Source organism: Rhodococcus sp. MALMAid1271 (assembly GCF_049195265.1).
Classification (GTDB): domain Bacteria; phylum Actinomycetota; class Actinomycetes; order Mycobacteriales; family Mycobacteriaceae; genus Rhodococcoides.
This window is the reverse complement of the sequence record NZ_JBMIRQ010000080.1, coordinates 47,692-65,178: the sequence shown is the minus strand read 5'-3', so window position 1 is coordinate 65,178 and position 17,487 is coordinate 47,692. Positions and strand designations below refer to the sequence as shown.

Sequence of the window (17,487 nt, the reverse complement as noted above, 5' to 3'; positions counted from 1 at the left end):
TCGGGGAACACGTTCGGGTAGGTCCAGCGGGTCTCAGTCGGCTCGATACCGCACCCAATCGACCATCATGGTTGCCGGAAACGGCGTCGAAGTATCGGTGGGGCCCGGCCAGTCGCCGGCAACCGCGACATTGAACAGCAGGAAGAACGGCTTGTCGAAAACCCAGTAATCGTTGCCACCGATCAGATCGGCCGGTGTGATCGTCGCCAGGGTCGTGCCGTCGATACCTGTGGTGACGCGGCCGGGTGAACGCTCGACCCAGTAGGTGTGGAAGCCCTCCGACAGGGGCTTCGGCGGAACTCCGCCTGCGTCCACCTTCTGACTCGTCAGCGAATCTGGTTGAGGCGCATGGATTCCGGTGTGATACTGGTCGGCCTGGTTCAGCGTCTCCATCACATCGATCTCGCCGGAGAGGGGCCACCCGACCGAATCCAGATCCGTACCGAGCATCCAGAACGCCGGATGCAGACCGCTTCCGGCAGGCATCTTGATCCGAGCTTCGACGCGGCCGTAGGTGAACTCGAACTTGCCCTTGGTGGTCACTCGGGCCGAGGTGTAGCCGTCACCGTTTCGCATGGCGTTGATCACCATGTGGCCCTGTCCGTCGAGTGAGGAGTTCTCCGTCGAATCGGTGTAGTCCTGCTTCTCGTTGTTTCCCCAACCGGTTCGACCGACGTCGTGACTCCACCGGTCGTCGGCCAACCTGTCGCCCGCCGTTCCCGAGAAGTCGTCGTAGACGGTGTATCCGGGCTTGGCTGCCTCGGTATCGGATGCCGATGTCGTGGACGTGGCGTCGACGGTCCCCGCGGCTGTGAATCGGGCATCCGACTCCGACCCGTCGGATCGATGGGTGATTCCGTACACGGTGCCGGTCACCACCAGTGCCAGGACGACCAGAAACGCCAACACCGACGGCCATCGGCGCTGCCGAGGCGGGGCGATGAGTCCGGAGCCGGGGAGTCGTGCCACCTCGACGGTTCCGGATTCGCGGTCGGGTGCAGCATGACGGCTCACGCGCGCTCGTCGAGGGTCTTCGGTGCCCGAGTTGCATTGAACTGCGAGACCGAGAGAACGACGACTCCCAACAACAGGGCGTAGGTGGCGATACGTTCCATGGAGCCGATACCGAGACCGAATTCGTGACCGCTCATGTAGGCGAAGTACCCGACCAGACCGACGGCCCCGAGAGCGGTCACCACCACACGGATGCCACTACGCAGACTCCGATGCCCACCGGCGACGACGAGGCCGAAGTTGCCGAACACGAAGAATGCTGTGGCACCGAACGAGTGAATCGGGTAGTCGATGCCCTGATTGATCACGCCCGCGGTGATGGCACCTGCTCCGGCCACGAGGAAGAACGACGCGGCCCTACCGTCGATCCGGCGCACGACGTACCACGACGCAGCCATCGCCGCGATCGCCAGTCCGAACAGCACCATCGAGGCGTTGAGCAGCACGTAGAGCCGGCTGCACGGCCAGTCGCCCGCGGGGCCGCAGAAGGGGATTCCCAGTTCGCTGATGTAGTTGTTCCGGTAGCTGTAGAGCCCGCGCCACGTGGCCGAGACGATGTACTCGACGAGCAGAAACTGCACGACCGACAGCCCCGACCACCGAGCCACCTGGGCGACGAATCCCGACCACTTCGGCGCTTGCGCCGCGCGCTCGGGAGCGCGCGAGAGCGGGCTCCCGGCATCGGAGTTCGATGGGCTCTTCGCTTCGGTGGTCATGTGGTCTTCTCCTGAGGGGCCAGCAATGCAATCGGATCGGCTGCCGCGCGAGAGAGTGCGGCATCGAGGGTGCGGCTGTCGAACACGTTGTCGTGGAAAGACGCGGAGACATAGACGACCGAACCGATGGTCTCCATCGTGATCATCACCGACTCCGGATGGACCGGAGCGGCGATGACGTAGAAGGCACGGTCGGCCGGCTCGGCAGTCCAGGAGGCCGGCTCCAACTGCCTGACTCTACCGACATCGGAGAACATCAGCTTGATCGTCGGCTGCACCGGGGCTCGGTCGGCGAACGTACCGGACACCGCCTTCTGGTGGCGCTTGTACTTGATGGTGCTCATGGTGGCGGACGCGATGGGACGGCCCCTGTCGATGGCACCGGACAACGCATCGTGCACGGCCCTGGGCGAGGTCGGATCGAGGTCCGGGAAACCGATTCCGGAGGCGAAATTACCCACCACCGTGGTCGACGGCGGAAGGTAGCGGCGGCAATCGAAGAGAAATGCCGCAGACCGATCGAGCGGCAGCGAGCACTGCGCGAATGCCGTAGCCACGGCGGCGCACATCACCGAGCTGACACTCGCGCCGGGAAGATGAGAATCCCGCCACCGACGGATCGCGTCGCTGGTACCGGCCGGCGTCGCCGCAACGACGACGGAGGCAGACGGCGCCCACGGTCGAGATTCCGTCGCCGATGCCGCCTCGGGTTCGACAGCGGACAATGCGGTCTCCGCATTCGATCGAGGACGAACACGGTCCACGATCGTGTCCTTGACCTTTCCCGGATTGCGCAGAGCCCAGCGCAGCAACGCCTTGCGTAGGGGATGGCCGTCGACGGCCGATCCGGCCCATGCAGGCAGCGGGGCGTCGGCAGCGGCGTTGGCCAAATACGCGAACAGGTCTACCGGTAACAGTGCGTCGCCGAGGCCGTGGTTGAGATCGAGGAACAGGTACCCACCGGCCAGATGAATCCGAACAGGTACCTCGGCCATCGACGAATGCGAGAACTCGGTCAACTCCTTGGCCAGCTGCTGCTGATCGAGGGCAGCTCCCTCGGTGATGTGCTCGAGCACCCGCTCGGGCTCGAAGGCCCAATTCGGCGAGGACGGCAGAGCTCGAAGGCCGAGGCGGGCGGCCGGTCCAGTGGACGCGAGGGCGAGCACACGGCTCTGCACTCGCGCGAGATCACCGAAATCCGCAGGTCCGACCACAGTCACGATCCGGGAATCCGACCGCAACATATCCAACGAGCTTGCTCGATAAGTCTGTGTCATGGTGCCGTCCTGTGCTGAGCGTGGACCGGAATACGCCGCGGTGAAGGCTCCTCGTGCTGCCGTGGTCCATCCTGTGGCTCGCCGAAGTGCGGTTCTCGATGTCTCGATTGGCCGTGCCGCGGCCCGCCCGGCCGGTGTTCGAGCTGATCCGATCGCGGTGAAACGGCATCGCGATCATCGATCGGCCGACGAGGTCCGGGTGGATCGGTGGGTCCCGAGTCGTCGCCGGAACCGCCCGTACCGCCTGCCGACAGTTCACGAATCCAGCGCGTGAGCGGCACGATCAGCACGACCGCGCCGAAGGCCTCGGCAACCAGGTACGCCCAGCCGACGGCAGCGATACCCATCGACGAGGACAGACCGATCGAACCGCCGATGATGATCGAGGTGGCCACGACCTGCACGATCACCGCCAGCCGCATGCGTCGACGGACCCGGGCCAAACCGTCGTACAGGGAACCGACCACCGAGAGCGGAATGGTCACCGCTGCCAGTTGCACGATGATGGTGCCCTGGTCGCGGTAGCCCTGGCCGATCAAACCGAGCCCGAAAGGCGCAACGAAGGCGAGGAAGATCGCCCCACCGAGCGCGACGATGCAGACGAGGGTCATGAATCGCTTGGTCAGGCGATGGAACTGTGCCGGGTGCGCGGCGACCTCGGCGACGTACGGGCCGATCAACACACTGATCAGGATGTACAGCGCGCTGACGATCGACCAGGTGAGAGAGAAGTACGCGTTCTGCTCGGCACCGAGAGTGGCGACGACGATCATCGGGACGAGAAGTGGAGCGAGTGAACCGAGCGCGGTGATGCCGTAGGCCGAGCCGAAGTAGGCCCACATCTCGCGCTTGGGCGGCAGGTCCGGTGCTCCGGAGTACCGCTGATCGGTGCGCACGGTCTTCAAGATGGCGCGGAGGACGAACACCGACGCCACGATCGCGGGGACCGCCCACGCGGAAATGATCGACGTACTGCGTTCGGTTGTGAACAGCGCCAACAGCATGACGAATTTGACGACGGCGTGGAACACGTTCTTGGCCGCGGCCCAGCGGGCGACACCGAGGCCGGACGAGGTCTGATCCTGTAGTGCGAACACCGCCAGTACCGCGACGAAGAACGGAAACGAGACGATTTCGGCGGTGTTGGTGAACATCTCGTCCGTGGGAGCGACCAACAGGAAGCCGCCGCCGAGAACGAATGCGAACGCGGTGACGGTGATGTACCCGCGCACGATGAACGATTTGGCCAACCGGCCCGATATCGGAAGGAACCGCTCGTACATGGAGCCGAGGCTCAGGTTGGACAGCGTCGAGAGCATCACTGCGGACGTGATGACGGCAGACGCGCTGCCGACCTCGGCCACGGGATAGAGACGGCCTGCTGCCGCCCAGAACAACAGCCCGAGCGCGCCGGTGATCGCAGTCGAGAGCATCAGCGCCAGCGAATTCAGTGCGAGGTTGCGATCCGAGGATTTCGAGCCGGGCCCTGATTCCGGGATCGCGTCGGTCGCCACATCGACCGGACGAATGTCGACGGTCTGGAGCGAACCGGGTGAGGGCACGGTCGGAACCGGCATCGTCGGACTGTTCATCAAGCCCAGGTCGAACCGGGCAGGTTCGACCGGGTACCACCGGAGTTGTTCCAGCTGTTCGTGTCTGGGTGGCGCGATCCTGGGAGCGCGATGCTTCACAATCGAACCCGCCCCACGGTGACCGGCGGCGACGGAGCGGCGATCTCGATGTCGAACGCTGCGGAGGTAGCTGCGAGCAGTTCGGCTCGTACGTTCTCTCGCAGATCTCGGCCGTAGAGCGAGTGATCACCGGACTCGAACTTCGTGACGGTGGGTGCAGACGCTCGACGCTGCAACCGGCGCATGCCCTCCGGTCCTCGATTGGTCTCGAACCAGGTGGCGTCGGTGGGGGAGAGCAGCACGTGCGTCCTGACCTGACGGTCGCTGAGCAAGCGCAGCGAGATTTCTGGAACCTGAATCAACCCGCGGCGTCCCAACCAGATCCAGAGGGCATACGGAATCCGGGGCTGCATCGCACTCTTGACACGAACGCCCCAGTGGTGCAGGCGATCGAGCGCGCGCGCCCGCAGTCCTGTCTCCTCGGTATGCATCGAGGATCGCTTGACGAATTCGAGACGACGCGTCGTCCAGTCCAGGGTGTTGAGCAGTACTGCCGCACGTGCTCCCACCTCGCGAGCAGCATAGCTGGAATACCATGAGCCCGAGCACATTCCGGCCACCAGCACGTTGTCCGGTGTGGTGCCGGATCGGTGGAGGGCGGTGAGGGCGTCCTCGTTTCCTTCCGGACTGTAGAGGCGAGTCAATTCTCCGTCCGTGACAGCGCCCGATTCGCCGGTGCCGCGTCGATCGAAGCGCACCGTCGAGACCCCGAACTCGGGAAGAAGACGGGCCAACTCGACCCACATCCGCACCGGGCCGACGCGATGCTCGTTGGCAGTGGGGTAGAACACCACGGTCGGACCGCCCGGCAGGCATCGATCCGAGGACGAGCGAATCGCGAAAAGCTGCTGCTCCCCCAGGTATTCGATGCTCTCGTCGATTCCGTCGACCGTGAAGCGCGTTCGAAGCGCCACCTCGACATCGGCGGCGGGCTCGGTCGGGAAATTCGACGCGGTCCACCTCGCGAGATACGCGATATCGGCGAACGGCATGATGACCTCGAAATCGCTCGGCTCGAGGAAGTCCTCGTGAGCGGACAAGGTGTGCTCGTGAGCCGACAGTGCCTCGACCAGCCTGCGTACCGGCTTCGAGTCGCCACGCTCGGGGCGAGTGGCGACCAGAACCGCTGCATCGGTCGTTGCCGACGCCGCATCGAGTGCGGAGAAGTCCGCGGCCGAATCCGGGTGCAGCACAGCGCCGATGATGGACACTCTCGGATCGGCGTCGGAATCGGTGGTGACGCTGACCGAGTACAACGCGCGCTGCTCGTGCAGATACGACCGACCCCGAACCACCGGGTCCCACAGAGTCATCGTCGTCAGCGGCCCGCACTCGTCGGCGACGGAACACGCAAGAAGTGCACCGACGCGCAGGCCAACGAGACCGACATCGGCTACCCCGCAACCGCGAATGTAGTCGACGGCGTCGACGATGCTGCGCTGCCACCGATCGACGGCGCCGGGTCGATCCTGATCGCCCCACGAATCCCCGGTGCCGGCGTAGTCGAATCGCAACACCAGAAGACCGTCCGCACAGAGCTTCTGGGCCAGCAAGGTCATCCCGCGATACGAGTCGACCTGTTCCTTACCGAGCGGCGGGCACAGGACCACCCCTCCGCGCGCCCGGCCGCCGGCCGGTACGTGGACCGTGCCGAACAAGGGCGCATCGGACGGTCCGAACCACGTCGGGTACTTGCCGCCCGCCGTGCGAGAAAAGGACTCGGCGGGAACGGACCCGATGCGCCCGGAGGCGGTGCGGGAGATGCTCACTTCAATTCGTCCTTTCTTGCGAGTGCAGGGGCGAAACAGTTGTCGGTCAGGAGCGCAGTGCGGCCGGCCAGGCCGAGCGGTCGAGACCATGGGTGCGCAGCATCGCCAGCGCGATACGTTCCATGCCGAATCCGACGCAGGCACTGTGAGCGGGCTCGCCGTCGACGGTGTGGATGTCGAAGGTGTGCCCGAAGTGGTCGCGGTGGCAGTTGCACGAGACGACCGCGGTGCCGTCATCGAGATCTCCGTAGAGCTTGACGACCAGTTCGGTCTTGAGGTTCTCGTTGCGCTGGTTCGCTGCCAGCATGCGGCCTGCGCGACCGAAGAAGGGATCGTTGGCGATGACCGCTTCGGCTTCGAGCCCGAGATCCGCCAGTACCTGCAAGCCACGCGGAACCCAGCGTTCACGGTGTTCGACGGCCTGTTCGGGTGTGCCCACTCGTACGAACTCGTGCATCCGAAATGCTTGCATCCGAGCCGGATCCACTGCGGGTTCGTGCCGGAAGCAGAATCCGTAGATGTCCATCAGCGAGCCTTCAGCGGGCAGTGTGCCGGTGAGCATCGAGTACGACGGGTGGCAGGCCGCCGAGACCAACATGGTTCCGGCGGAGTGCAGAAAGTGATCCCAGTCCTTGCCTTCGGATCTCTCGGCCAGCAGCGCGGCATGTTCCTTGTTGTCGCCCTCGAAGGTGTTGATGGCACCGGTGAGGTTGGGGAACGAGGCGATGTAGTCGGTGCGCTCGAAGGCTTCCCGAGGGAACACCGGAGCGAACCGGAACCGCTTGGCGCGGTAGCCGTGCTCGGCCAGCCCGGCCTCGATGACACGAGCATCGACGAACTCGATGATGTCCTCGAATTCGCCGCTGCGCCCGTACAATCCGGGAATCGAGCTGGGTATCAGAAGTCCGGCGTCGACGAGCTCGGCGCGGAAAGCAGCTCGGGCCGCATCGAGTTCGCTGATGTCGGTCGCTGGTGCGGAGTGTGTGGTAGTCATCATTTTCCCTTGTAGACGAGGGAGAGCTGGGCGTTGTGCCCCAGGATGCGTTCGTTGCTGACCATGATCGCGGACCCGTGTGCATCTCGAAGGTGACGGCCGATGCTGAGGTCGCCGTCCTGCCGGTAACCGGAAATGCCGCAGATCTGCAAAGCCTTGCCGACGATGTCGATGACCAGTGACGACGCAGTGACTTTGACATTGTTGATCTTGATGGCGAAACCGATGGCCCCGAGCTCGGCCGGGCTGTCGGCGACGGCCTCGAACTTCGCTGCCGCTCCGAACACGGTGTCCACCAGTTGTTCGTGGACCACCATCAACTCGGCCAGGCGCAGCGCGCTGGGTGGCGGGGTCCCCGGGGTCTTGCGAGCGGCCTTCTGTACGAACTTGCGGGCCTTGGTCACGGCTGCGTCGGCAATACCGAGCCACGCCGATCCCCACAGCACGTGAGCAACCGGGAGCATCGTCTGAGCCGAGATGTCGCCGTAGTTGTCGCCGAGGATGTTCGACGTCGTCGTGCGAGCGGCCAGCATGAAGCCGGGGCTGCACGTGCCGCGGAATCCGAGGGTGTCCCAGGTGCCGGTCTTCTCGAGCGTCACATCCGGCTTCTCGCACACCACGAGAACCTGGTCGCTCGGTGGGCTGTCGACGCTGCGACGCGCCGTCGCGAGCACGATCTGTGCGTACTCGCCGTAGGAGATGACCGGAGCGTTCTTGCTCAGCGTGATCTGCTCGCCGTCGTATTCCACCGCGCAGCTACTCGAACGGACGTCGCCACCGATATTGATCTCGGTAGTGGCAGACGCCACCAGTATGCGATCGGTCACAATTCGCCGCTGCAAATCTGCCATGGCGTCGGATTTGCCGTGGCGAACGATGCTGAGCACCTGCGACTGGTGCATGACGAAGATCATCGCCGTCGATGCGCACTCGGCACCGAGAGCACGCGCGATGCGGGCGATCTCGGTCAGGGTGGCCCCGCCGCCGCCGAACTCTCGCGGAATTCCGACACCGAGTAGGCCGGCGTCGCGCAGCGCATCCACCGATTCGGTGGGGAAACGGGCATCGCGGTCGACTTCGTCGGCGTGGGTCCGCAGTACGGCCAGTACGTCGATCAATGACTGGTCGACAGAGCTTTCGTAGACGGTGGTCATGGCCTCAGTCCGTCAGCTGCGCGATGGCCGCGGCGATCGCGTTGATGCTGCCGAACGTCGACTTCTGCAGCATGGTGTCGGGGAACTCGACGTCGAACTCGTCTTCGAGGGCGATCATCACGTTGACGCTCGCGTGCGAGGTGAGGCCGCTGTCGTAGAGGTCATCGGCCTCGTCGATGCTCTCCACGGAGACCGGCAACTTTCCGAATTTCTCCAGAACGGTTCTCACTCGAACCACGTCGTGCGCATTGAGCGTCTGCATCGAAAACCTCCACCGATCGCGTTAACCACGAGACCGGACGGCCTCGTGATCGACTCCAGGTCCGCCGGCTGTGCGCCTTTTCGACCCAAAGTCTCCCCAGACCCCTTCAAACAATATCGTAGATTGTTTAGTAGCGTTAGTGCGATGCCCGCATCGGGCTTCTCTGTCGCCGTAGACTCCGAATGGAGCGGGGGCTTCGTACCGACGCCGAATCGGGCGTCGAATCGCACACACGCAAAGGAATGGCTGGTCGATGAGTGGAGTCTGCGGGGTGTCTGTGGGTACCGGTGCCGTGCGCATCGCGTACACCGCCGACGGTCGCCGCGTCGAAGACTCCATCGACGCCGAAGGTGCACACGACCTGCTGCCCGGCAAGCTCGTCGATCTCGGACCCTTCGAGGACATCGTCCTCGCCGGGTGGGACACCGCGGCAGTGACGGCGCTGCTCGAGACCCTGGACGATCGAACCCTGCTCAAGGCTCGCATGGTCGAGGAATCACAGGCCCTGATGGCCTACGCCAGGACGGTTCCGGAACTGGCCGACAAGGACTACGTCCTGGTCGTCGACCTCGGCAAGAAGGGGCTCTCCGCCACCGCGCTGGACGTCGCAGGCGACTTCGTGGAGTGGACGGCACGCACCGTCGACATCAGTGGCGACCGCTTCGACGAGGTGGTGCGAAGCATCGTCATGGCCAAGGGCATTCTGCCTGCGCCCATCGGCCCCGAGGGCGACGCGGAATATCAGGCCTTCTTCCGTGAACTCAAGGAACTCGTGAGCTCGTCGGTAGGCGTCAGGGCACCCAATCGCGGCCCGATGCTGCTCAGTCGCAAAGAATTCGAGCGCGAGATCAGCCCGCTCGTCTCCGATGCCCTGGACTGGGCGTCCAAGCAGGCACCCGACGCGGTACTGCTCATCGGCGGCGGTGCCGGAATTCCCGTGGTGCGCACCATCATCGAAAGCAAGTGGCAGGTTCCCGTCCACGTCCCGGACGCGCCGGTGATGGCCATCGCCAACGGTGCCGCGCTGGACGAAAGGCCCGCAACGGACGTCGCCGACGCAGATGTGGGAAACATCACTGTTCCCGACGACGCATCGGAACTGATCGACTCGGCCGCGGCGACGGACCTCGACGAGGTCGAGGAATGGATGGTCGACGGCCTGTCCGTCGATCAATTCGCCACCGAAGAGTTGTTCATCACATCGACCACCTTCGACACCGTCGAGCCCTTGGTTCCAGAGCTCGAATCGGCACCTGAGCTCGAATCGATCGAGTCGCCGGTTCTGGAACCGGAGGTCCTCGAACCCGGTGTCGTCGCCGAACCCGTTCGGCGCGCGCGACGATGGTCGGTACGCGACGCATCGGTTCTCGTCGGGGTGCTACTTGCGATCGTCGCGGTGGCGGGCCTGGTGTACACGCGAGGAGACACGCCTGCACCCACGCCGCTCATCGACGAGCAGATCCCCTTCGACCCGGAGTTCGCAGCTGCGCTTTCCGCAGCCGCCCAGCCCGACGACCTGGCTCCCGGTCCGAGCGAGCTGCCGGTGCTCGGTCCAGAACGGTTGTCCGATGCAGATCTGTACCAGCGCACGTTCACCTACGACGGTGAAAAATACGTACCGCAGGCGGAGTCGGAGTAGCCGGAACAAACCAAGGGTTCGATTCGACCGAGGCCACCGGTGAGCGCGAGCTGTTCCGCCGTCGATGTCCACGGGGCGCGCGACGCACCACGTCGGCGGAAGCGGTAGCCTGACGCTTCGGGCGAAGTATCTCGCGCCCGAGGATCATTGCCGATGAAGTGAGGCCGACCACCGTGACTGTGTTGCTTGGGGTGTCCATGGGGACCCGAGCTGTGCGCACGGCGCAGCCCCGAGCCGAGCAGGTATCGGTACCCGTTGCCGATCGTTCCGGCCTGGTCACCGACATCGAGCGCCCGCTGTTCTTCCGCAACGAGGTCATCGACAGTGTGGGCGGAGACCTACCGCACCTGGCCGCCGAGTCGATCGGTGCCGCCGCCGAGACCGAGCCCGAACTCTCCGCGGGTGTCGCCTACCGAGACGCCCGGCAAGCAGATGCTCTGCATGCCGCTTTCGCCGGTGCGCACCTGCACAACTACCGGCTGGTCCACGAGGTGGAAGCCGTGGTCGAGTACCTCGCCGCCACCGGCGAGGCCCGCGATGCCCGCTCCGTCGCACTGTTCGACCTGGGCAGTTCCGGACTGACGGTCAGCGTCGTCGACCTGGTCAACCGCACGGTTACGGCCTCGCAGAGATCGGGCGAGTTCAGCGGTGACCTGCTCGACGCGTACGTGCGGAACAACCAGCTCGAGCGCCTCGGCAAGAAAGCGACCGACCCGGACATCGCGCTGTTCGAGAAGCGGTGCCGAATCGCGAAGGAACGGCTGTCCACGCAGGACGCGGTGTGCCTACCGGACGCCAGCGGCATGATTCTGCTCTCTCGCGAGAACTTCGAGCTGTTGGTCACCGATGTGATCGACGAGGCCATCGAGTTCGCACGCGCAGTGATGATCGGTGCGAATGCCCCCATCGACGCCGTGGTGCTGATCGGCGGCGGTGCCCGCATGCCGATCGTGCAGACCCGCGTCGGGCCGCTACTGGAACTGCCGTCGATCGTGCCGACCGAGCCCGAGACCGTCGCAGCGCGGGGAGCGGCCCTGGCGGCTCGTCCGCACTCACGTACCCGGACCGCACCGCGCCCTGCCGCCGATGCGAGTCGGCCCGCGGCGACGCAGTCGACACCGACCGCTGTCCCGGCGGAATCCGGCTCTCGACAGGATTCGGAGCGACCGTCCGCTCCGACTCCGCCGCCGCGTGCACCCCGGCTGCGCCCGCCGCCGCCGCGTCCGTCGACAGCCGGATCGATACGACCGGTCCCGGCCCGTGCAGAATCCGCCCACGCCGCGCCTGCTGCACCTGCTTCGGTGCCCTCTACGACCCGCCCGGTTCCTGCTCGTCCCTGGATCGCGGCTGCGTCGGCCGCTGGTGCCGAGGCAGTGGGCAACGAGGCAGTGCGCAACCAGGCGTCGACCCCGACGTCGAGTGACGAGGCGTCGACCCCGACGTCGAGTGACGAGGCGACGACCGAGGCCGCCGGCACTGCCGGAGGTTTCGAATCCTCGAAATTCTCCGACCTTGCTGTTTCTTCTTCCACAACCGTTGCCGCCGAGTCGATATCGAGTCCGGCTGTAGTGGATGATGTTCCCGACGACCATGTGCAGGGGGCGCAGGTCGACGGGGAGGTCGTTGCAGTGGGCAACAATGCTGCGCTGGGTGACAATGCTGCGCTGGGCAACAATGCTGCGCTGGGCAACAATGCAGGGGATCGGTCTGCCGAGGCCCTGGCCGAGGAGCCCGCGGTGTCCGAGACCGGAGCCACCGACACCGTGGCCCCCGACACCGGAGCCATCGACCCCGTGGCCGACGCGTCCGAATCGCACGCGGCCGCAGACCATGCGAGCGTCGAGGATGCCAAGCCGGTTCCGTTTCAGCTCCAGAACATCTACTGGCTCGACGCCGACTACGACGACGACGACGGCGAGGACGATCGGACCCGAACTCGACGCAGGCTTCGTACCGGCGGTGTACTTGCGCTCGGCCTTGCCGCGGTGACCGCGGTGTCCGGGTTCATGCTCACGCACGAGAACACGCCGCAGGTGGTCGATACCTCGGTCAGTCGCACCCAAACCGAGGTTCCAGCAGCGACTACCGTTGATCCCACGTCAGCGGTACCCACTCCGGTTCTGCCGCCGCCGGCACCGATACCGGAGACCACCGTCGAACCGACGACTGAGGCCCCGGAGACCACTTGGGAACAGCCAGTCGTTCCCCAGCCTGTCACGACGGAGCCGACGACCACGACGTCGGAGCCTGCACCGCCACCTCCCGTCGAGTCCGTTCCTCCGACGACGCAACAGCCGCCGCCGCTGATCCCGGGCTTCCCGGACTTCACGCTGCCGGTGTTCCCGCCGCTCGCACCCTGATCCAGTTCACCCGTCTGCCGCCGTGTTTCGCGGCTTGATGTGTTCGAAGATGAGAATCGTCTCGGTTGCGGCGACGGCGGGATCGGCACTGAGATTCTCGACGACGAAGTCTCGTAACGTGGCGGTGTCGACGGTCGCCACGTGCACGAGGAAGTCGTCCGCACCGGCGATGAAGTAGATGTTCAGCGTCTCGGTCCGTGAGGCGATCTTCGATCCGAACTCACTGATGCGTCGTCGAGCATCTGCTTGTAGCCGCACCGAGATCATGGCCTGGATTCCCTGACCGAGGGCCTCGGGATCGATGTCGGCGTGGAATCCGCGGATGACGCCTCGTTCGACGAGGGCGCGAACTCGCGCCAGGGCGGTCGAGGGTGCGATGCCGGCGGCTGCGGCGAGCGCGTTGTTGGGTGTGCGGGCGTCACGGCGAAGTTCGTCGAGCAGGATGTGATCGATTCGGTCCAGCGGGATCGGCCGAACATCGTTCGGCCTGGACCCCTCCCCGTCGGTCTTGAACGAATTATTACTCACCATGAACTGACCTTACAGAATTATATTCACTCCCGTTGCGGTTATTTCGTAGATAATTCATAGTTGGCCTACGCGGAGAGCCGAGGCTTCGCGTCACCCACTATCGAGGAGGCCGCCATGAAGATCGGAATTCCACGCGAGATCAAAAACCACGAATACCGGGTGGCCATCACCCCGGCGGGCGTGCACGAATTGGTCTCGCGAGGACATGAAGTGATCATCGAGACCGAGGCCGGAGCCGGATCATCGTTCAGCGATGCCGACTACAAAGCCGCAGGCGCGCAGATCTTCACCGACGTCGACGAGGTCTGGGCCGCAGCCGAACTGCTGTTGAAGGTCAAAGAACCCATCGCCGAGGAATATTCACGCCTTCGCAAGGGGCAGGTGTTGTTCACCTATCTGCATCTCGCGGCGTCCAAGGCATGCACCGACGCATTGCTGGAATCGGGCACCACCTCGATCGCCTACGAAACAGTCACTGCTGCAGACGGTTCCCTGCCATTGCTCGCACCGATGAGTGAGGTTGCCGGACGCCTCGCGCCGCAGGCAGGTGCCTATCACCTGATGTCCAGCGAAGGTGGTCGCGGAGTTCTCATGGGCGGAGTTCCCGGAGTACGTCCCGCCAATGTCGTGGTGATCGGTGCCGGAGTATCCGGAAAGAACGCCACCGCCATTGCCGTCGGCATGCATGCCGACGTCACTGTGCTCGATCTCGATGTGAAGGCATTGCGCGCCATCGATGATCAGTACCGCGGAGCCGTCAAGACGGTGGTATCGAATGCCTACGAACTCGAACAAGCAGTTCTCGCAGCAGATCTCGTGATCGGCGCGGTACTCGTTCCCGGTGCGAAAGCACCGAAGCTGGTGTCCAACAGTCTGGTTCAGCGTATGAGGCCGGGCTCGGTTCTGGTCGACATCGCCATCGACCAGGGCGGGTGCTTCGAGGATTCGGTGGCCACCACACACGCCGATCCCACGTACAAGGTGCACGAATCGGTGTTCTACTGCGTTGCCAACATGCCGGGCGCTGTTCCGCGCACCTCCACCTACGCACTCACCAATGCCACCTTGCCGTACGTCGTCGCGCTCGCCGACAAGGGTTGGGAAGCGGCCTGCGAGGCGGACTCGGGCCTGAAGGCGGGATTGAGCACACACAACGGTGCGCTGTTGTCGGAGACCGTCGCCGCTGCATTCGCCTGATTGCGGGGGAGCGTGGCGGCTACCTGAGCGCTGTGGCTACCTAAGCGCTGTGGCGACCCGAACCACGAGATCGGGCGGGCTTGGCCGTCCGCCCCGAACTGATCGGCCGGGCCAACAGCACGGCAATGGCTGTGGTGAGGGGCACGGACAAGGCGAGAGCCACACCTCCGACGGAGGATCTGACGATCTCGATCGCGACGGCGTCGCCGGTCAGTACGTCCTGGAACGACCGACCGGCGACGCTGAAGAGCAGCAGCAGCGGTAGTGCACCGCCCGCGTACGCGAGGACCAATGTGTAGACGGTGCTGGCGATGTGGTCGCGTCCCACCCTCATCGCGGCACCGAAAATCTGCCTCCTCGAGGCAGTCTTGTCCACCGAGGCCAATTCGAAAGCGGCCGAGGCCTGCGTGATGGTGACGTCGTTGAGCACGCCGAGCGAGCCGATGATGAAGCCGGCGAGCAACAGTCCGGTGATGCTGACGTGGGTGATGTACGTCTGCACCTCGGTGTTCTGTTCCTCGGACAGCCCGGTCAGGTGGGTCATTCGAATGGCGACGTAGGACAGGACCGCAGCCAGGCCCATCGAGGTCAGCGTGCCCAACAGTGCCGAGCTGGTCCGGAGGTTCACCCCGTGCGCCAGATAGAGCACGGCGTACAAGATGATCGCCCCCGCGACCAGCGCGACGGGGATGGCCGGAGCGCCGTCGAGCAGCGCGGGCAACATGAAGACCACCAGGACCGCAAAGGCGATGACCAGTCCGACGAGCGCTCGGAAGCCGCGCCACCGGGCGACGATGCAGATGACGACGGCGAACACCCCGACGATGATCGCCAACGGTAGGCCTCGGGAGTAATCGTTGAACGAGTACTGCACCGCGCCGGTCGGGTCGGTCTGTTTGACGAGTCGAATGCCCTCCCCGGTACGCAGGTCCGGCTGGCCGGGACCGGGAGCGATTTCGAGAACCGTCCGTTTGCCTGCGTCCTCTCCGCTGGTGATGTCGACGATGCTGCGCTGGCATTCGTACGAGTCGTTCACCGGGGGTGTCGGGTTGCCCTCGAACGGTCTTCCAGCGTCGGGGCTGCCGCAGGACCCGATGCTCTGCGAGGTGACCGTTCCGGCTTCGGTGGTGACGGCACCTCCGCCGGTGGTCTGGAACGGTAGCGGGATGTCGATACTCTGCTTGCTCGGCCACAGTGCGAAGGCACCGGCGATGACGGCGATGGCGATGGCGACGAGCAGTCCGACGACGACCTTGGCGGCAACCGGGCCCAGCGGAACCGGGGTGTCGCTGTGGCCGTGCCCGTGGCCATGGCCGGCATGGGAGCCCAGATCCGGTGTACTGCCGTCGGGACGATTGCCGTGTGATTCCACGGTGTCAGGTTAGTAGCAGATGCGAGGAGCTCGGTGGCGGGGAGCAGGGGGGGCGTCCCCCGCCACCACCTGGCCGACCCAGGGGGGGAGGGGGCGACCAGGGCTCGCGGGCACAGAAGTGCCGTCCGCCAATGTACAGATCATTTGCCGATCGGGCGGGATCACGCCGATGTTTTTTGCGTCACGTTCAACTACTTTCCGGTAACTACGACGCTCACTGCTTGTACGAGGCGAGGAAGTTGCCGAACCTCTCGATCGCCACCGCCAGATCGCGAGCCCACGGCAGTGTCACGATGCGCACATGGTCGTGTCCCGGCCAGTTGAATCCGGTGCCCTGAACCACCAGGATCTTCTCCTGTAGCAGCAGATCCTGGACCAGCTTCTCGTCGTCGTAGATCTCGTGCACCTCGGGGTCGAGCTTCGGAAACGCGTACAGAGCGCCCCTGGGTTTGACGCACGAGACTCCGTCGATCTCGTTCAGCTTCTGCCATGCGACGTCACGCTGCTCGAGCAGCCGACCGCCGGGCAGGATCAGATCCTCGATGCTCTGATAGCCGCCGAGTGCAACCTGAATGGCATGTTGCGCAGGCACGTTGGGGCACAACCGCGTCGACGCCAGCAGGTCGATGCCCTCGATGAAACCTGCCGCGTGCTTCTTCGGGCCGGTGATCGCGAGCCACCCCGCCCGGTAGCCGGCCACCCGATAGGCCTTGGACAACCCGTTGTAGGTCAGGCACAACAGATCCGGAGCCAAGCTCGCCAACGAGGTGTGCTGTGCGTCGTCGTAGAGGATTCGGTCGTAGATCTCGTCGGCGAGCAACAGCAGCTGATGCTTTCGCGCCAGATCGACGATGCCCTGCAACACTTCCTTCGAGTACACCGCACCCGTCGGATTGTTGGGGTTGATCACCAGCAGCGCGACGGTCTTCGGCGTGATCTTCGATTCGATGTCGGCCAGATCGGGATTCCACCCGTTGTCCTCGTCGCACATGTAATGCACGGCCTTGCCCCCGGACAGCGTGGTCATCGCCGTCCACAGCGGATAGTCCGGGGCCGGGATCAGCACCTCGTCACCGTCGTCGAGCAATGCCTGCATCGTCATGGTGATGAGCTCGGACACCCCGTTGCCGAGGTAGATGTCATCGACGTCGAGCTCGGGAAAGCCGGGTTCGAGCTCATAGCGGGTGACGATGGCCCGCCGCGCCGACAGAATGCCCTTCGATTCCGAGTAGCCCTGGGCCACCGGCAGAGCGGCGATCATGTCGCGCACGATCACGTCCGGGGCTTCGAATCCGAACGGAGCCGGGTTGCCGATGTTGAGCTTGAGGATGCGGTGCCCCTCGGCCTCGAGGCGGGCAGCGTGGGCGTGTACCGGTCCGCGGATCTCGTACAGCACGTTCTGCAGCTTGGTCGACTGCTGCAGCGTGCGATAACGCGGCTGGGAGTTGCTCTGCGGAGTGGTCACCCGTCACATCGTGCCAGGCGAACGGTCTCTGTTTCCACAAGGTCGT

The 17,487-nt window shown here is 64.8% G+C and carries 14 protein-coding genes; 3 read left to right on the top strand and 11 right to left on the bottom strand.

From position 1 onward, the window contains the following. Positions 1-33 precede the first annotated feature (33 nt). The 8 genes from ACOQFP_RS11415 to ACOQFP_RS11380 are packed head-to-tail and all read right to left on the bottom strand — an operon-like array spanning position 34 to position 8,877. Positions 34-1,014: a glycoside hydrolase family 16 protein gene (locus tag ACOQFP_RS11415; RefSeq protein ID WP_341243458.1), complete on the bottom strand. Its 981-nt coding sequence runs from the start codon at positions 1,012-1,014 to the stop codon at positions 34-36. Further along, positions 1,011-1,730 carry a DUF998 domain-containing protein gene (locus ACOQFP_RS11410; protein ID WP_206492928.1) on the bottom strand — a complete coding sequence of 240 codons (720 nt, stop codon included), beginning with the start codon at positions 1,728-1,730 and terminating at the stop codon, positions 1,011-1,013. The genes ACOQFP_RS11415 and ACOQFP_RS11410 overlap by 4 nt, the downstream gene beginning before the upstream one ends. After that, positions 1,727-3,007, bottom strand: a complete 1,281-nt coding sequence (locus ACOQFP_RS11405; RefSeq protein WP_206492927.1) for a hypothetical protein — start codon at positions 3,005-3,007, stop codon at positions 1,727-1,729. Before ACOQFP_RS11405 ends, ACOQFP_RS11410 begins: the two co-directional genes overlap by 4 nt. Further along, positions 3,004-4,698, bottom strand: coding sequence for a lipopolysaccharide biosynthesis protein (locus tag ACOQFP_RS11400; protein WP_374222433.1), 1,695 nt, complete (start codon positions 4,696-4,698; stop codon positions 3,004-3,006). The genes ACOQFP_RS11405 and ACOQFP_RS11400 overlap by 4 nt, the downstream gene beginning before the upstream one ends. Beyond that, positions 4,695-6,467: an alpha/beta hydrolase gene (locus ACOQFP_RS11395; protein ID WP_241257550.1), complete on the bottom strand. Its 1,773-nt coding sequence runs from the start codon at positions 6,465-6,467 to the stop codon at positions 4,695-4,697. Before ACOQFP_RS11395 ends, ACOQFP_RS11400 begins: the two co-directional genes overlap by 4 nt. Before the next feature lie 46 nt (positions 6,468-6,513). Further along, on the bottom strand, positions 6,514-7,461 hold the full coding sequence (locus ACOQFP_RS11390) for an amino acid--[acyl-carrier-protein] ligase (protein WP_341243456.1): 948 nt from the start codon (positions 7,459-7,461) through the stop codon (positions 6,514-6,516). Beyond that, complete coding sequence (locus ACOQFP_RS11385) at positions 7,461-8,615, bottom strand: acyl-CoA dehydrogenase family protein (protein ID WP_421584390.1); 1,155 nt, start codon at positions 8,613-8,615, stop codon at positions 7,461-7,463. The genes ACOQFP_RS11390 and ACOQFP_RS11385 overlap by 1 nt, the downstream gene beginning before the upstream one ends. Before the next feature lie 4 nt (positions 8,616-8,619). Then, positions 8,620-8,877 (bottom strand): acyl carrier protein, encoded by a 258-nt coding sequence (locus ACOQFP_RS11380; RefSeq protein WP_206492923.1) that lies wholly within the window; start codon positions 8,875-8,877, stop codon positions 8,620-8,622. 271 nt (positions 8,878-9,148) lie between these two features. Here ACOQFP_RS11380 and ACOQFP_RS11375 point away from each other — a divergent pair, with 271 nt between their 5' ends. Next, positions 9,149-10,516 carry a hypothetical protein gene (locus tag ACOQFP_RS11375; protein WP_421584389.1) on the top strand — a complete coding sequence of 456 codons (1,368 nt, stop codon included), beginning with the start codon at positions 9,149-9,151 and terminating at the stop codon, positions 10,514-10,516. Positions 10,517-10,689: 173 nt separating this feature from the next. Further along, entirely contained in the window at positions 10,690-12,876 is a 2,187-nt protein-coding gene (locus tag ACOQFP_RS11370; RefSeq protein ID WP_421584388.1) for an Hsp70 family protein, read from the top strand. A gap of 6 nt (positions 12,877-12,882) precedes the next feature. Here the strand turns inward: ACOQFP_RS11370 and ACOQFP_RS11365 are convergent, their stop codons facing one another. Continuing rightward, complete coding sequence (locus ACOQFP_RS11365) at positions 12,883-13,407, bottom strand: Lrp/AsnC family transcriptional regulator (protein ID WP_206492920.1); 525 nt, start codon at positions 13,405-13,407, stop codon at positions 12,883-12,885. 114 nt (positions 13,408-13,521) lie between these two features. Here ACOQFP_RS11365 and ald point away from each other — a divergent pair, with 114 nt between their 5' ends. Continuing rightward, on the top strand, positions 13,522-14,604 hold the full coding sequence (gene ald / locus ACOQFP_RS11360; RefSeq protein WP_421584387.1) for an alanine dehydrogenase: 1,083 nt from the start codon (positions 13,522-13,524) through the stop codon (positions 14,602-14,604). A 40-nt stretch (positions 14,605-14,644) separates the two neighbouring features. Here ald and ACOQFP_RS11355 read toward each other — a convergent pair whose 3' ends face one another. Together ACOQFP_RS11355 and ACOQFP_RS11350 are read right to left on the bottom strand one after the other, a co-directional pair. Further along, positions 14,645-15,934, bottom strand: coding sequence for a YibE/F family protein (locus tag ACOQFP_RS11355; protein WP_421584414.1), 1,290 nt, complete (start codon positions 15,932-15,934; stop codon positions 14,645-14,647). A gap of 256 nt (positions 15,935-16,190) precedes the next feature. Next, entirely contained in the window at positions 16,191-17,441 is a 1,251-nt protein-coding gene (locus ACOQFP_RS11350) for a pyridoxal phosphate-dependent aminotransferase (protein ID WP_341245346.1), read from the bottom strand. Positions 17,442-17,487: the final 46 nt, after the last annotated feature.

Coding starts and splice junctions, on each gene's coding strand:
- ald (WP_421584387.1), top strand. CDS start 13,522: ATGAAGATCGGAATTCCACGCGAGATCAAAAACCACGAATACCGGGTG.
- ACOQFP_RS11365 (WP_206492920.1), bottom strand. CDS start 13,407: ATGGTGAGTAATAATTCGTTCAAGACCGACGGGGAGGGGTCCAGGCCG.
- ACOQFP_RS11405 (WP_206492927.1), bottom strand. CDS start 3,007: ATGACACAGACTTATCGAGCAAGCTCGTTGGATATGTTGCGGTCGGAT.
- ACOQFP_RS11390 (WP_341243456.1), bottom strand. CDS start 7,461: ATGACTACCACACACTCCGCACCAGCGACCGACATCAGCGAACTCGAT.
- ACOQFP_RS11385 (WP_421584390.1), bottom strand. CDS start 8,615: ATGACCACCGTCTACGAAAGCTCTGTCGACCAGTCATTGATCGACGTA.
- ACOQFP_RS11380 (WP_206492923.1), bottom strand. CDS start 8,877: ATGCAGACGCTCAATGCGCACGACGTGGTTCGAGTGAGAACCGTTCTG.
- ACOQFP_RS11410 (WP_206492928.1), bottom strand. CDS start 1,730: ATGACCACCGAAGCGAAGAGCCCATCGAACTCCGATGCCGGGAGCCCG.